This window comes from Mycobacterium sp. IDUB_9 (assembly GCF_055419505.1).
Genome location: NZ_JBVAXU010000001.1, coordinates 1,126,332 through 1,139,752, shown reverse-complemented (window position 1 = coordinate 1,139,752; position 13,421 = coordinate 1,126,332). Strand labels below are relative to the sequence as shown.

The following is a 13,421-nucleotide window of genomic DNA, read 5'->3' as shown; positions in this document are numbered from 1 at the left end:
TTAGTGATCGTCAACCGCCCGCTCAATAACAGAGCATCTGCTCTGTTATTGTTGCGCTGTGCCACGCCCTCGCGTCTACGACCCAGATGCGGTCCTCGATGCCACCGAAGCCCTCGCGGTGCGCTCGGGACCGGCATCGGTGACCATCCGCGCCATCAGCGACGCGGTCGGGCTGTCCAATGGCGCGCTGTACCACTCCTTCGGCTCGCGGGCCGGCCTGCTCGGCCAGGTCTGGCTCCGTGCCGGACGGCGGTTCCTGATGCTGCAACGTGAACTGGTCGAGGCGGCGCATCGCGGTGCCGACGCGATCGCTGCCGCCGCCTACGCACCGGTGATCTTCGCCGAACGGCACCCGGCCTCGGCGCGACTCCTGCTACAGGTCCGACGCGAGCAGGTACTCGGCGACGACCTACCCGCAGAGTTGGCCGAGCAGGCGCAGGAGTTGGAAAAACAGTTGGTGGACTTGATGATCGAACTCGCCATGGCTACCTGGGACCGGCGTGACCGGGCCGCGGTGGACACCGTGACGACGTGCATCGTCGACCTGCCGACCGCCATCCTGCTGCACCGCAACCGCCTCGCCGACCCGACCGCCCGGGCCCATCTCAATGCAGCCGTGGCGGCCGTACTGGCGGTGGGCCCCGCCCCGAAGCACATCCCGAAACAGCCCCTCAAGAAAGGAATCTCATGACCCCCACCCTGGATTACGACGGCGACATCGCCATCCTCGACCTGGGCGACGACGAGAACCGGTTCTCCCCCGAGTTCCTCGATACGGTCGACGCACACCTCGACGCCGTCCTGGCCAAGGGCGCGCACGGCCTGGTCACCACCGCCGACAGCAAGTTCTATTCCAACGGCCTCGATCTGGATTGGCTCGGCGCCCACAGCGATCAAGGCGATTGGTACGTCGGCCGGGTGCAAGGCCTGTTGGCGCGGATGCTGACGCTGCCGATCCCGACGGCTGCCGCGGTCGTGGGACACGCGTTCGGTGCCGGCGCGATGCTCGCCATCGCCCACGACTTCCGGGTGATGCGTGACGACCGCGGCTTCTTCTGTTTCCCCGAGGTCGACATCCGGATCCCGTTCACTCCGGGAATGGCCGCGCTGATCCAGGCCAAGCTGACCCCGCAGGCAGCGATGGCGTCCATGACCACGGGCCGCCGGTTCGGCGGGGTCGATGCCAAGGCCTACGCACTGGTCGACGCCACCGCGCCCGAGGGTTCGGTGACCACGGCGGCCACCGACCTGCTGCGCCCGTTGAGCGGCAAGGACTCTGGCACCCTCGGCGCCATCAAGCAGGGCATGTTCGGCCCTGCGGTGCAGGCCCTGACCGCCCCCTCCGCGGGCTAGACGGGGACCGTCGTCCCCGTCTCCCGCTCGGCGAATTCGACGACACCTGCAGCGATTTCGTAGTCACAGGCCACCGCAGACCGCCCGATCAGCACCGGCCCGCCGCGCAATCCGAATCTGCCGTCGACGCCGACGTAGCTGCCGGGTGGAATCGGCTCGCTCAGGCAGTACAGCGTGGGGGCGGCTCCCGCGTCGATGTCGTTGGCGAACACGTCGGCCACCGCCTTGACCCCGCGCTGTACCACCGACATCAGTGGCTTGTCAGAGACGTTCGGCAGGTTGGAAGCAACCCAACCCGGGTGGGTCAGTTGAGTGATGATGGGCGACTTGGCTACTCGCAGTCTCCGGTCCAGCTCGAGTCCCCACAGCATCACCGCGAGCTTGGACCGAGCGTAGGCGCCCATCACCGTCCACTTGTTGCGGCGCAGGTGCAGATCGTCCAGCTGCAGTGTGGCGGACCGGTGCGCGTCCGAGCCGACGTTGATGATCTGCGAGCCAATCCGGTCGAACAACAGATTCGTCAACGCAAACGGGCCGAGCAGGTTTGTGCCGATGGTCATCTCGAAACCGTCGACCGTGTCGGTCCGATGCTGCGTGAGCGCGCCGGCGTTGTTGATCAGGACGTCGACGTCACCGTCCAGCCGCCCCGGAAAGGCGCGCACCGATGAGAGGTCGGCAAGGTCGAGTTCGATCACCTCGGTGGATCCGCCGATCTCCGCCGAACGTTGCGCGCCCAGCGCGGTGTTGCGTACAGCAAGGATCACGTGGGCGCCAGCGCGCGCCAGCGCCTTGGCCGTACCGAGGCCGACACCGTTGGTCGCCCCGGTCACGATGATGCGTTTGCCGGTGAGATCGCCGAGCCGGCTGGGCGTCCACCTGAGGTTTCCTTGAGTCGTCACATCGGTGACAGTAGTGACGCGTCGAGATCGGGCAGCGGCCTGCCGCAGATCTCCTTCGCTTCCGAGGCATCCATGCCGAGCATCCGCAGCACATCCTCGGTGACCTTGTCGGCAGCCGCGGCGTCGTCGCGGTCGGGTTGATCGCGAAGCAGCCGGCCCAGACCCATCAGCGCGCCCGCCGCGACTGCCAGCGCCAGGTCGGGGTCGTCCACCGCGAACCGCCCGGCGCGCGCGCCGGCCTCGATGTCGCGCCGGGCCCTCGGCGCCAGGCCCCGATCGGATGCCAGCAATTGCAGCCCGTTGGCGAGCATGATCTGGCTTTCCTGCGGACGCCGGCGGAACATCCGTCCGGTCAGCCGGAAACTGCCGGCAAAGACTTCGGCCGGGTCGTCGATTTCTTCGGTGAGCCGGTCCATCAGTGCGCCGTGGGCATCGAGCACGTCGGCGACGGCCGCATCGAACAGCTGTTCCTTGCTGTCGAAGTGGTTGTAGAACGAGCCCATTCCGACATCTGCCGCCTGGGTGATCTCCAGCACCGGTGCATTCAGCTTCCCGGCTGCGATGAACGACTGCGCGGCGCCGATCAATGCCGCTCGGGTGCGCTGCTTGCGCCGCTCAAGTCGGCTCGGTTGTTCCTCGCCACTCACGGTCACCCAGGCTAACAGGCCACATTCAGTTCTGATGGTTTCGTCAAATCTTATTGACTGATGGTTGCGTCGTATGTGACGATTTCGTCAGCTAAAGGAGAGAGCGATGCAGGAGCACCCCGGCCGGGCACCCAACCCGGTGATCAAAGTCCACGACCTCGCCTGGCTCGAATTCGAGAAGCCCGATCTGGTCAAGGCCGAGGCTTTCGCCCGTGCCTTCGGGTTCGGCATCGCCGCACGCGCACCGACCGAACTGCAGTTGCGCGGCACCGACCCGGGTCCGCCCTGTGTTCTTGCTCGGCCGGGTTCCCGCTCACGCTTCACCGCGGTGGCATTCACCGCGGCCGACGAACGCGACGTGCACACGCTGGCACAGCACACGGGCGCTCCGGTCCGGCCACTGCCCGAATCGCTCGGCGGCATCGCGGTCGAGCTGTCCGATCCAACCGGCCTTCCGGTGCGCGTGGTGACCGGAACCCACCAACTCGGACGGTTGGGAACCCAGGAACCGCTGCCGCTCAACTTCGGTCACGACGTCCCGCGCATCAACGCCACCCAGCGCCCGCCTCGGGTCCCCGCCACAGTGCAGCGCCTCGGACATCTGGTACTCCAGAGCACGCGCTACCGCGAAACTCTTGACTGGTATCTGGAACATCTCGGACTGATCGTCAGCGATTTCCTGTACTTCCCCGGACAACGCGAGCGGGGCCCCACGATGAGCTTCATCCGTTGTGACCGCGGCACGACGCCCACCGACCATCACACCCTGGCGCTCGCGCTCGGACCCGCAAACCGCTACGTGCACTCAGCCTTTCAGGTGTGCGACCTCGACGCACTCGCCGCGGGCGGTCAGCACCTTACGGACCGCGGCTACCGGCGGTCATGGGGTATCGGTCGCCACATCCAGGGCAGTCAGCTGTTCGACTACTGGCGCGATCCGGACGGATTCCTCGTCGAACACTTCACGGACGGCGACATGTTCGATTGCACGGCAACACCCGAATGGACCCCGTTCACCGCGTCCGGGCTGGCCCAGTGGGGCCCGCCGGTCACCCGGGACTTCCTCGGTATCGGCCCCAGATCGATTCCCGGCGAAGCGCGTTCGATGTTCAGCGCGCTGCGTTCCGCCAACGAGTTCGACCTCAACCGCCTGCTCGGCCTGATGAAAGTTGCCCAGTCATGACACTTTCCGTCCTTCGCACCGCTGAATCCTGGTGGCTGCATACATCTTCGGGTGCGGCCAGGATCGCCACGCCGGCCACCACCACAGCCGGGCTGCTGGCCGACCGCGAAGCCGTGCGCGCGGCGGCGTCCGGCACCGAGACCGTCCCCGTGGACTCGTTGGACCTGGTGTCTCCGATCACCAGGCCCTGCCGGGTCGTGGCTCAGATGACCAATTACGCCTCACATGTCCGGGATTCCGGGATGGACCCGGACAACGTTCCGCTGACGTTCTTTCGCAAGTCGTCGGCCTCGATCACGGGCCCGCACGGCGACATCGTCAAACCGGCTCACGTGCGGCTGCTCGACTACGAGGTGGAGATCGGACTGGTGATCGGGCGGGAGATCCCGGCCGGCACCGTCGTTTCCGCAGACCGTCTCGCGGATTACATCGCCGGGCTGGTGGTCACCAACGACGTGTCAGCCCGCGACGTCCAGTTGCCGCAGACACAGTTCTACGAAGCCAAGTCCTACCCGAGCTTCACTCCGACCGGACCCGCGCTTGTCCTGCTCGACGGCGACGAGCTCGCCCGGTTCGGCGAGCTGAGGCTGCGGCTTCGGGTCAACGGTGAAGTCCGTCAGGACATGCTGGTCGACGGCGACATGCTGTACCGACCCGCGCAGGCATTGCAGTCCCTGGCCCGGTTCCAGGACCTGGCCGTCGGCGATCTCATCCTCACCGGCACCCCGGCGGGCACGGCGTTGAGCGCGCCTCCCAAGCCGATCGAGATGATCGGCGCGCTGCTTCCGCCGGCGGTGAAGTGGAAGGCATTCTTCAAACGCCAGGCCAACAACCCGCGCTACCTGCACCAGGGTGACGTGGTCGAGGCTTCGATCTCCACCGACGACGGCGTGATCGACCTCGGATGCCAACGCAACACCGTGCGGTTCGAGTGACCTCGGTCGTCATCGTCGGTGCCGGACCGACCGGCGTCATCGCCGCAACACTGTTGGCCCGATACGGAGTCGACTGCCTGGTGCTCGATCGCTGGCCCGGGGTTTACCGGCAGCCACGTGCCGTACACCTCGACGATGAGATCTACCGCGTCCTGGCTGATCTCGGTCTCTCCGAACAGTTCGCGGCGATCTCCCGACCCGCAGCTGGGTTGCAGCTGCTCGACGCTGACCTGCAGGTGCTGGCCCGATTCACTCGTGAGCCCGTCGGCAGGCACGGTTTCCCTCAAGCCAACATGTTCGACCAACCCCAGCTCGAGGACCTGCTTCGCACGAATCTGGCGCAGTATCCCCAGGTTCGGTTGCGGGGCAACGTCGAGGTCACCGGTTTCACCCGGCTGGGCCAGGACCGCATTCAGGTGACATTCGTCGACCGCACCACCACGGCCATCGAACATGTCGAGGCCGACTACCTGCTCGGCTGCGACGGGGCCAACAGTGTGATCCGTCGGACGCTCGGTGTGGCGATGACCGACATGCACTTCGAGCAACGCTGGTTGGTTGCCGACCTACGGAGCACCGTCGACCTCAGGCAGTGGGACGGGGTGCACCAGGTGTGCAACCCGGATCGTGCCGCGACCTACATGCGAATCGGGGACGACCGCTATCGCTGGGAGTTCCGGCTCCTGCCGAACGAATCGACCGCAGATTACGCGACACTCGACACGCTTCGGCCGCTGATAGCGCCATGGGTGGGTGCCGCCGGCGACATCGAGTTGGTACGGGTAGCCGAGTACACGTTCCGGGCGGCGATCGCCGAGCGCTGGCGCGCCGGAAATGTGTTCCTGCTCGGGGATGCCGCGCATCTCACACCGCCGTTCATCGGCCAGGGCATGGGTGCAGGTGTGCGGGATGCGGTGAACCTGTGCTGGAAACTGGCTGCGGTGATCGCGGGCGACCTGTCCGAGCACATCCTGGACAGTTACCCGCAGGAACGAATGCCCCATGCCCGCGCCCTGATCCGGCTCGCATTGGCCATGGGGTGGGCGATGACCGCCGGCGGTGGGTTCGGCAACGCCGTGCGCCGCGTGCTGCTGCCCGGACTGAGCCAGCTTCCCGCGCTGCGTCTCCGGCTGCTCGATGGAGTCACCCCGCCATTGCGACGGTCCGCGCTCGTACACCGATCGTGGTGTCAGCGGTCGCTCGCGGGCACGGTGTGCCCTATCACAGTGCAGTCGAAAGGCTTTGCGTTCGTCTCGACGACACAAGTGCCCCCCGCTGCCCACGACGCACTGACCGCACGGGGAACGACGGTCCTCGTGGTCGGAGCCGACAGCGGTCTGGGTCGGTGGTTACGCACCGGCCGAGCCACGGCCGCGGTCATCCGGCCCGACGGCACCGTGATGCGATCGGGGACAGATGCCGCAGCGCTCTGCCGGTGGGTGCCGTCGTCAGCGGGGTTGGTCAGCCGCCCCAGCCGCGCTGGCCGTCCCAGCCACCGCAGACGCCGTTGATGCAGCCGTGGCCAAAGCCACCCTGGGCCGGGTTCCAGCCGCCGCAGCCGTTCCAGCCCGGTCCGCTGTCGCAGCCACCGCCGCCACCGGCGTCACCGCCACCGCTCGGCTGAGCACTGATCGTTGTCGTCGTAGTGGGCGCGTCTGTAAGCATTGCGGCGGTCGGTCCTGCTGCAATCGCCACCGCGGCTCCCGCTACGAACACTGACCCCATGAGTTTTCGTATGGTTAGCATGACTCCATACTCCTCTCCTGTGAGCCCGCTGCCAAGTAATTTGTGAGGGCGGACACCATCTTTGGAGAAACGCAGAGGTCAGGCGCGTGTGTAGCGAAGCATTGTCACGTCGTACTCCGGGTAGTCACAGAACACCGGACGCACCCGCATCCCGACGCTGACATCTTCGGGCGCGACATCGACCAGCTCGGTGGAGAACCGCGGCCCTTCGTCCCATTCGACGATCGCCAGAATTTGCGGAACGGCATCGGCGAAATGCGGCCCGACGGGCCTGCGCGCCACCGTATACGAGTACAACGTGCCCATCCCGGATATTTCCTGCCATTGCAGGTCATCGGCCAGGGTGCGGGGTGCCAGCACCCGGGGGTAGAACACCCAGGCCTGCGTCGACGGTGAATACTGGATGACGATGCGATGCTGCGCCAACGCATCCCAGAAGGGTTCGCTGGTAGGGGTTTTCACCGGCATGGGCCGGGCGAATCCGGTCATCGATCTCAGTCGCCTTCCAGGATCAGGGTGGTTTGCTCAGACAGGATGCCGCCGTTGCCGGAGACGAACGCCCGGTTGCAATCGTCGACCTGGGCCGCACCCGCTCGGCCCATGATCTGGCGGGTGGCATCACACACGTGGTGCATACCGCCGGCCAATCCTGCTTGTCCGAACCCGAGTTGGCCGCCGGCGGTGTTGAGTGGGAAATCGCCGCGGAAGGTGAGGTCGTGATCGGACACGAAGGACATGCCCTTGCCCTTCTCACAGAACCCCGCGTCTTCCAGGCTGAGCAACACCGTGATGGTGTAGCAGTCGTAGATCGACACCATGTCCATCTGGTCGCGCGTTAGCCCGGTCATCCCGAACGCGGTGTCGGCGGCCTTACGGATCGGGGTGTCCAGCAGGTTCTCCGCGTAGGTGGGTGTCTTGAACGGCACATGCTCGCCAAACCCCTTGACCCACACCGGCCGGTTGCGGGCGCGTGCCGCCACCTCGGCGCTGGCCACGACGACTGCGGCCCCACCGACGCAGGGCATCACGATCTCCAGCATGTGCAGGGGGTCGGCGATCACCGGACTGGCCAGGACGTCCTCGATGGTCAGCGGCTTGTCTTTCCAGATGGCGCCGTCGGTGTGGTTGGCATTGACCCGCTGGTCCACCACGATCTTGGCCATCGCCCGCTCGTCATAGCCGTACTCATAGGCATAGCGCTGAGCGACCTGGCCATAGGGGCCGTTCTGGCCGAGGTTGCCGTAAGGAATGTCGAATTCGGCCTGCGGCGAGCCGAACTGGTTGCTGGACGAACCGAAGAACACCGCGTCGGTCAGCACCTTCGGTTTCCGCTCGGAGGTCGCGGTGATGTAACGCGCAGGCAGGGCGCACAGCACCACGTCGCACAGGCCGAGTTCGATCGCGGCGGCTGCCCGCCACACCATGCCCGCAGCGCTGGCCCCGCCGAGGTCCAGCAACTCCGCGAAGTTCGCTCGCACGCCCAGATATTCGGCCACCGTGGACGGTACGAAGATCTCCGACTCACCCAGGTGCGAGGTGACGATGCCGTCGACCTGTTCAGCCGACAGACCGGCGTCCTCCAGAGCCGCGGCCGCCAACAGCGCCCACTGTTCCAGGGTGAACGGGGCCGGCGCAGCCTTGGCCATCCGCTCGGGCGGAAGCTCGACGTAGCCGACGATCGCGGCCTCGCACCGTAGTCCCCTACGCGATCCCAATATCGTCTCCTTATTTGCGGGGTAGACCCAGGATCAGCTGGGCGATGATGTTGAGCTGAATCTCGGTGGTTCCGCCGCCGATGAGCTCGGCGGGAAGGTCCAGGTAGGGCGCCACCACTGCCGGTTGGCTGTCCTGTTCCAGGGCAAGCGGTCCGGTCAGTCCCAGGGTGAGTTCGGCTGCGCGGCGCAACATCACATTGGTGGCCACCTTCGCGATGCTCGACGCCGGACCCGGCGCCTGCCCGTCGAGCAGACGCAACGTCTCACGCACCCCCAGCGCCTTGAGTGCGTTGGTGTAGGCGTCGATCTCACCGATGGCGTGCAGCACCGGATCGGGATCGATGCTGACGGTGACAAGTTCGCGCAGAGCGCCCATCCGGTCGATGTTGACGTAGCCGCTGATCGCCACCCGTTCGTGGGCCATGGTGCTGATGGCCAACTGCCAGCCCGAAGCCGGGTCGCCGAGCAGCATCTCGTCGGGCACGAATACGTCGGTCAGGAACACCTCGTTGAACTCGGCCCGCCCGCTGGACTGGGTGATCTGACGGAATTCCACTCCGGGGGAGTGCATGTCGAGGATGAAGTAGCCGATACCGCGGTGCTTGGGGGCGTCGGGATCGGTTCGGGCCAGCAGCGCACCGTAATCGGCCCGATGAGCCAGTGAGGTCCAGATCTTGTGCCCGTTGATCTGCCAACCACCCTCTACCCGCACCGCCCGGGTGTTCAGCGAGGCCAGGTCGGAGCCCGCGCCCGGCTCACTGAACAGCTGGCACCAGGACAGGTCGCCGCGCAGCGTCGCGGGCACGAAACGTTCTTGCAATTCAGGAGTTCCGGCCGCGATGACACTCGGCAGGATCCATTCGGCGATACCCACCGAAGGTCGCCCCAGGTCGGCGCGCTTGCCGAACTCCTCGTCCACGATGAGCTGCTGGCGCACGCTGGCGTCACGGCCCCACGGCGCGGGCCAGTGCGGGGCGATCAACCCCGCGTCGGCCAGCAGGTCACGCCGTGCCCCCACCGCGAACTCCGGGTAGTCGCCTTGCCGCCCGAAGCCGTTGTCGGACAATGTGAGTGCGCGGTCGAGCACCTCGGCAACCCGGGCCCGGAATTCGGCATCTGACTCGCCGAGGTTCACCGTGACATCGCGGGTGGCGCTGGCCGACAACTCGCCGAGGTTACGGGTCCAGCGCGACACCGGACCGATCGAGGCAGCCAGGCTGGTGGCCCGCCGCCAGTACAGGTGCAGGTCGTGTTCCCAGGTGAACCCGATCGCTCCGAGCATGGTGAGTGCCTCGAGCACCAGGCCGGGAACCGGCATGACCGCCATCACCGCGGCCGAGCAGGCGGTCAGCCGGTGCTGGTCGGTGTCGGTGGACCCATTGAGTGCCCGCACCGCATCCCAGGCCGCTGCTGTCGCCAGCGCGCTGTTCACCAGCAGCATTGCCGCCTTGTGCTGTAACGCCTGGAATGTGCCGATCGGCTTGCCGAATTGCTCACGGGTGCGTAGATGTTCGGTGACGGTGTCGACACACCACTGGGTGATGCCGGCCGCCGCCGCGGCGGTGAACGCGACGGTCAGATCGCTGACCCGGCCGGCGTCCAACCCGGTCAGAACCGCACCGGCCGGCACCGCGTGATCGCATAGGCGCAGGATTCCCAGATCGGTGGTCAGGTCGGTGCCGCGACGCGGCTCGACCTGCCCCTCGACCGGGTTCAGCACCAACCAGAGCAGGGCGCCCGTCTCGTCGGTGAACGGCACCACGACGCGCTGGGCCGAGCACATTCCCAGGGTGAGGCCCGTTGAACCGGTGAGGCGCCACTCGTCGCCGTCGCGCCGGGCCGTGAAGTCCGAGTGGTCTCCGGACACCACGACGGCGGGGGTGCCGGCGGCGATCTCCTTGAGCAACGCATCGGCGGCGGGGCTCGGCTGCGAGGCCGCCGCGGCCCCGGTGATCGCCGTGGTGAGCAGGGGACCCGGCAGGAGCGTCGATCCAGCGGCCTCGAGCACGCAGGCCATGTCTTCCAGTCCACCACCCTGACCGCCCACTGATTCCGGTAGATGTACAGCGTGGAAGCCGTTGTCCACCAGTGCGTCCCACCAGCTTGGCAACCGGCCCGCAGCCAGATCGTCCAACCCGGACCGGGTCGCGTCGATCGGTGCGTGGCGGGCCGCGAACTGCTCGACGGCCTCGCTGAGCTGTTGCTGCTCCGGGGTCAGAGCGATGGACACATGGGTCACGAGCGCCTCCTGGCGGCGAAGAAGCGGGCACCCTCGGCGATGGATTCCGTCGTCGGCCTGGGCTTCCATCCGAGTTCACGGACCGCCTTGCCGTGATCCATCGGCGACATCACGTGCATGAGTCGCACGGTCAGCGGGCTGAGCTTGTTCTCTTTCTTGCGCAGTCGCGCCAGCGGATCGACCACTGCACCCACCCCCGCCAGCAGGCGGATCGGAACACCGCGCCGTGGTGGCTCGACATCCACTGCTGCGCAGGCGGTTCGGTAGATCTCGCGGGCGCTCAGGAATCGTTCGGATACGATGTAACGTTCGCCGACCCGGCCCCGTTCACCGGCCAGGACCAGCGCCTCGGCCGCATCGGCGATGCCGACGGTCTCGGCCGCGGCGCCCTTGACGTAGAACGGCATCTTGCCCCGGACGGCGGCGGCGACCAGACCGCCATGCGGCGTCGGCAGCCAGTCCCCCGGGCCGTAGGTGTTCGACACACACATCGCGACGGCGGGCAGGCCGCGCTCGCGGGCGTAGCGCAGCACCATCTGTTCGGCGAGCACCCTGGTGTGCACGTAGTCGCCGCCGATGTCGAGCCAGTTGTGCGCCAGATCCTCGGTGGCCGGCCCGGATTCGGCGATACCGATCGTGGCGATCGAGCTGGTGAAAACGAATTTTCGTAGGCCCGCTTCCACCGCGACGTCCAATACCCCTTGCAGCCCTTCGACATTGGTCCGCCTCAGTGGAGCCGGATCACTCAGCCAGGCGCGGGCGTCGACGACGCAGTAGTACACCACGTCGCAGTCGTCCATCGCGGCGCGCACCGACTCGAGGTCGAAGATGTCGCCGTAGACCCGCTCCACGTCGAGATCGTCGATACCGCGGGTGGAACTGGTGCTACGGATGAGCACGCGAACATCCTCGCCGCGCTCGACGAGTCGTCGGGCAACATGCGAGCCGAGGAATCCGCTGGCCCCGATGACCAGTTTCTTTTTTGCCATGTGCCCTTGCGTTCGTCTCTCCAGTTTTACGAGACGCTACGTCTCGTCTTGTGGGAGACTACGGTGGGTAGCTTTCCGTGTAAAGATCCCTGCAAAGGACCGAGAAGGGCATGCCGACGACCCCGACCAGCGACGCAACAGTGCCGACAAACTCAGGGCCGACCCGGCGGCGCAGCGAGAAATCGCGGGTGGCCATCATCGAGGCCACCCGCGCCCTGCTATTGGACCGGGGCTTTGACGGGCTGAGCATCGAGGCGGTCGCCACGCGGGCCGGGGTGGGCAAGCAGACCATCTACCGGTGGTGGCCGAGCCGGCCCGCACTGGTCGCCGACGTGCTGCTGGAGGACGCCGACAAGATCCTGGCCACCATGCCCCACACCGACGACGTCACCGCGGACCTGGTCTCGTGGGCAGGCACGCTCGCCTCAGCCCTGACCACCAAGCGCGGCAACGCCATGTTGCGCATCCTGACCGCCGCCTCACTGGAACACGAGGACACCGCAGCGCGGCTGCGGGCAGGCTTCAGCCGGCCACTCCTCGACTCGGTACGCACCCGACTGCTGGCCGACCGGATCGAGCCCGACCTGGCGTCGGCGGCCGCCGATGCCCTGCTCGGCGGAGTGGTCTACCCGCTGCTGTCCGAGGGTCAGAGTTACTCCCGGCAGCGAGCCGAAACCGTGGCGCGCACCATCGTCGCGAGCCTGCGGGGCCAGACTGACAGCTGAGGCTGTCAGCTACGCGCGGGGTTCGGCCCCCGGCGCTCGCACGACCATCGGCACGGCGGGGAAGTACGTCGCCATCTCCGAACGGCATTTGCGCAGCGCGGCGGTGCCGTAGCCGCGTTTACGGAAGTCCGGGTGGATCCAGATCCGGACGTTGACCTCACCGTGGGTCAGCTCACCGAACACCATGCCGACCTTCTGGTCGCCCTCCAACGCCACGAACCAGGCAGCCTCTTCGGCGTCCACCCGGCGCAGCGCGGCGCGGATCTCGTCGTCGACATCGGCCGCCGGAGCACCCGACCCGTCGCCGGAAGAACCCACATCAGTGGTGCGGGCGACGAAGATGTCGCGGTCGGTGTCGGCGGTGAACGCCCGCAACTCGAGCGATTCACCCGAGGCCGCCGGACGCTCGGACACCGTGAAGCTGAGCTGGCTGTTCAGGTCATCGAGTTCGGCCGCGATCGCCCGTCGCGAATCCTTTGTGATCTGTGCGAACGACAACCCCACCACGGCCTCCGACGCCACGTGCGAGGTGCCGAGAAGCTGGGCAACCGCCTCGACCGCGGCCGCGCGATCGTCGGCGTCCACGATCACGTCGAGCACCTCGTGGCGCCGGTTCAGGGCATTGAGCAGAGCGTCGGCAATTTCGCGCCGCGCCGCGGCTTTGTCGTGATCGGTCATACCGCGAGCGTAGATCAGCGGTCTGTGCTCTGTGGAGTGCAGCCGTCAGGTCACAACCGGTCCATTTCCCGCGCCATCACCGACCACTCGAAATAGACCAACCGCGAGGCGCACTCGTAGGCGTGCCGCCCATGGTCGTGACCGTCGATCGGCCGTCGCCACAATTGTCCGGCAACCTCCGATGGTCGTGGTGAGGTGAACGAAAACATGCCGAGCCCCCTTTGCTGGCTTCATTCTCGGCGACCCGGTGATCAACATCCGGCGCCGTTCATCACCGCAGACAACCACCCCGATCGGAGCCGGACATCCTCT

At 66.8% G+C, this 13,421-nt stretch carries 15 protein-coding genes; 6 read left to right on the top strand and 9 right to left on the bottom strand.

Annotation, left to right across the window (positions count from 1 at the left end; translation table 11 throughout):
• Positions 1-58: 58 nt before the first annotated feature.
• Together ACZY08_RS05565 and ACZY08_RS05560 are read left to right on the top strand one after the other, a co-directional pair.
• Positions 59-691 (top strand): TetR/AcrR family transcriptional regulator, encoded by a 633-nt coding sequence (locus ACZY08_RS05565; RefSeq protein WP_463743559.1) that lies wholly within the window; start codon positions 59-61, stop codon positions 689-691.
• Complete coding sequence (locus tag ACZY08_RS05560; protein ID WP_463743558.1) at positions 688-1,353, top strand: enoyl-CoA hydratase-related protein; 666 nt, start codon at positions 688-690, stop codon at positions 1,351-1,353. Before ACZY08_RS05565 ends, ACZY08_RS05560 begins: the two co-directional genes overlap by 4 nt.
• Here ACZY08_RS05560 and ACZY08_RS05555 read toward each other — a convergent pair.
• Entirely contained in the window at positions 1,350-2,252 is a 903-nt protein-coding gene (locus ACZY08_RS05555; protein WP_463743557.1) for an SDR family NAD(P)-dependent oxidoreductase, read from the bottom strand. The two genes, ACZY08_RS05560 and ACZY08_RS05555, sit on opposite strands and share 4 nt — an antisense overlap.
• Positions 2,249-2,905, bottom strand: coding sequence for a TetR/AcrR family transcriptional regulator (locus tag ACZY08_RS05550; RefSeq protein WP_463743556.1), 657 nt, complete (start codon positions 2,903-2,905; stop codon positions 2,249-2,251). The genes ACZY08_RS05555 and ACZY08_RS05550 overlap by 4 nt, the downstream gene beginning before the upstream one ends.
• Before the next feature lie 100 nt (positions 2,906-3,005).
• Between ACZY08_RS05550 and ACZY08_RS05545 the strand changes: the two genes are divergently transcribed.
• Genes ACZY08_RS05545 through mhpA form a run of 3 tightly spaced genes read left to right on the top strand, consistent with a single transcriptional unit; the run spans position 3,006 to position 6,528 of the window.
• A complete protein-coding gene (locus ACZY08_RS05545; RefSeq protein WP_463743555.1) occupies positions 3,006-4,082 on the top strand; it encodes a VOC family protein in 1,077 nt (358 codons plus the stop codon).
• Positions 4,079-5,017: a fumarylacetoacetate hydrolase family protein gene (locus ACZY08_RS05540; protein ID WP_463743554.1), complete on the top strand. Its 939-nt coding sequence runs from the start codon at positions 4,079-4,081 to the stop codon at positions 5,015-5,017. The genes ACZY08_RS05545 and ACZY08_RS05540 overlap by 4 nt, the downstream gene beginning before the upstream one ends.
• Positions 4,987-6,528, top strand: a complete 1,542-nt coding sequence (gene mhpA, locus ACZY08_RS05535; protein ID WP_463743553.1) for a bifunctional 3-(3-hydroxy-phenyl)propionate/3-hydroxycinnamic acid hydroxylase MhpA — start codon at positions 4,987-4,989, stop codon at positions 6,526-6,528. The genes ACZY08_RS05540 and mhpA overlap by 31 nt, the downstream gene beginning before the upstream one ends.
• Here mhpA and ACZY08_RS05530 read toward each other — a convergent pair.
• The 5 genes from ACZY08_RS05530 to ACZY08_RS05510 form a co-directional block, all read right to left on the bottom strand.
• Positions 6,479-6,763 carry a hypothetical protein gene (locus tag ACZY08_RS05530; protein WP_463743552.1) on the bottom strand — a complete coding sequence of 95 codons (285 nt, stop codon included), beginning with the start codon at positions 6,761-6,763 and terminating at the stop codon, positions 6,479-6,481. The two genes, mhpA and ACZY08_RS05530, sit on opposite strands and share 50 nt — an antisense overlap.
• A gap of 78 nt (positions 6,764-6,841) precedes the next feature.
• Positions 6,842-7,252, bottom strand: coding sequence for a Zn-ribbon domain-containing OB-fold protein (locus ACZY08_RS05525; protein ID WP_463743551.1), 411 nt, complete (start codon positions 7,250-7,252; stop codon positions 6,842-6,844).
• 5 nt (positions 7,253-7,257) lie between these two features.
• Positions 7,258-8,409: a thiolase family protein gene (locus ACZY08_RS05520; RefSeq protein WP_463744161.1), complete on the bottom strand. Its 1,152-nt coding sequence runs from the start codon at positions 8,407-8,409 to the stop codon at positions 7,258-7,260.
• 79 nt (positions 8,410-8,488) lie between these two features.
• A complete protein-coding gene (locus ACZY08_RS05515; protein ID WP_463744160.1) occupies positions 8,489-10,708 on the bottom strand; it encodes an acyl-CoA dehydrogenase family protein in 2,220 nt (739 codons plus the stop codon).
• Between the two features lie 5 nt (positions 10,709-10,713).
• Positions 10,714-11,706, bottom strand: a complete 993-nt coding sequence (locus ACZY08_RS05510; protein WP_463743550.1) for an NAD-dependent epimerase/dehydratase family protein — start codon at positions 11,704-11,706, stop codon at positions 10,714-10,716.
• A 110-nt stretch (positions 11,707-11,816) separates the two neighbouring features.
• On the opposite strand from ACZY08_RS05510, the gene ACZY08_RS05505 reads away from it, so the two are divergent.
• On the top strand, positions 11,817-12,431 hold the full coding sequence (locus ACZY08_RS05505) for a TetR/AcrR family transcriptional regulator (RefSeq protein ID WP_463743549.1): 615 nt from the start codon (positions 11,817-11,819) through the stop codon (positions 12,429-12,431).
• A 9-nt stretch (positions 12,432-12,440) separates the two neighbouring features.
• Here ACZY08_RS05505 and ACZY08_RS05500 read toward each other — a convergent pair whose 3' ends face one another.
• Positions 12,441-13,109, bottom strand: a complete 669-nt coding sequence (locus ACZY08_RS05500) for a GNAT family N-acetyltransferase (RefSeq protein WP_463743548.1) — start codon at positions 13,107-13,109, stop codon at positions 12,441-12,443.
• 50 nt (positions 13,110-13,159) lie between these two features.
• Complete coding sequence (locus ACZY08_RS05495; protein ID WP_463743547.1) at positions 13,160-13,318, bottom strand: hypothetical protein; 159 nt, start codon at positions 13,316-13,318, stop codon at positions 13,160-13,162.
• Positions 13,319-13,421: the final 103 nt, after the last annotated feature.

Bases quoted from the DNA above. Each gene is read 5' to 3' on its own strand.
- ACZY08_RS05560 (WP_463743558.1), top strand. From the start codon at position 688: ATGACCCCCACCCTGGATTACGACGGCGACATCGCCATCCTCGACCTG.
- ACZY08_RS05545 (WP_463743555.1), top strand. From the start codon at position 3,006: ATGCAGGAGCACCCCGGCCGGGCACCCAACCCGGTGATCAAAGTCCAC.
- ACZY08_RS05540 (WP_463743554.1), top strand. From the start codon at position 4,079: ATGACACTTTCCGTCCTTCGCACCGCTGAATCCTGGTGGCTGCATACA.
- mhpA (WP_463743553.1), top strand. From the start codon at position 4,987: ATGCCAACGCAACACCGTGCGGTTCGAGTGACCTCGGTCGTCATCGTC.
- ACZY08_RS05530 (WP_463743552.1), bottom strand. From the start codon at position 6,763: ATGCTAACCATACGAAAACTCATGGGGTCAGTGTTCGTAGCGGGAGCC.
- ACZY08_RS05525 (WP_463743551.1), bottom strand. From the start codon at position 7,252: ATGACCGGATTCGCCCGGCCCATGCCGGTGAAAACCCCTACCAGCGAA.
- ACZY08_RS05520 (WP_463744161.1), bottom strand. From the start codon at position 8,409: ATGGCCAAGGCTGCGCCGGCCCCGTTCACCCTGGAACAGTGGGCGCTG.
- ACZY08_RS05510 (WP_463743550.1), bottom strand. From the start codon at position 11,706: ATGGCAAAAAAGAAACTGGTCATCGGGGCCAGCGGATTCCTCGGCTCG.
- ACZY08_RS05505 (WP_463743549.1), top strand. From the start codon at position 11,817: ATGCCGACGACCCCGACCAGCGACGCAACAGTGCCGACAAACTCAGGG.
- ACZY08_RS05500 (WP_463743548.1), bottom strand. From the start codon at position 13,109: ATGACCGATCACGACAAAGCCGCGGCGCGGCGCGAAATTGCCGACGCT.
- ACZY08_RS05495 (WP_463743547.1), bottom strand. From the start codon at position 13,318: ATGTTTTCGTTCACCTCACCACGACCATCGGAGGTTGCCGGACAATTG.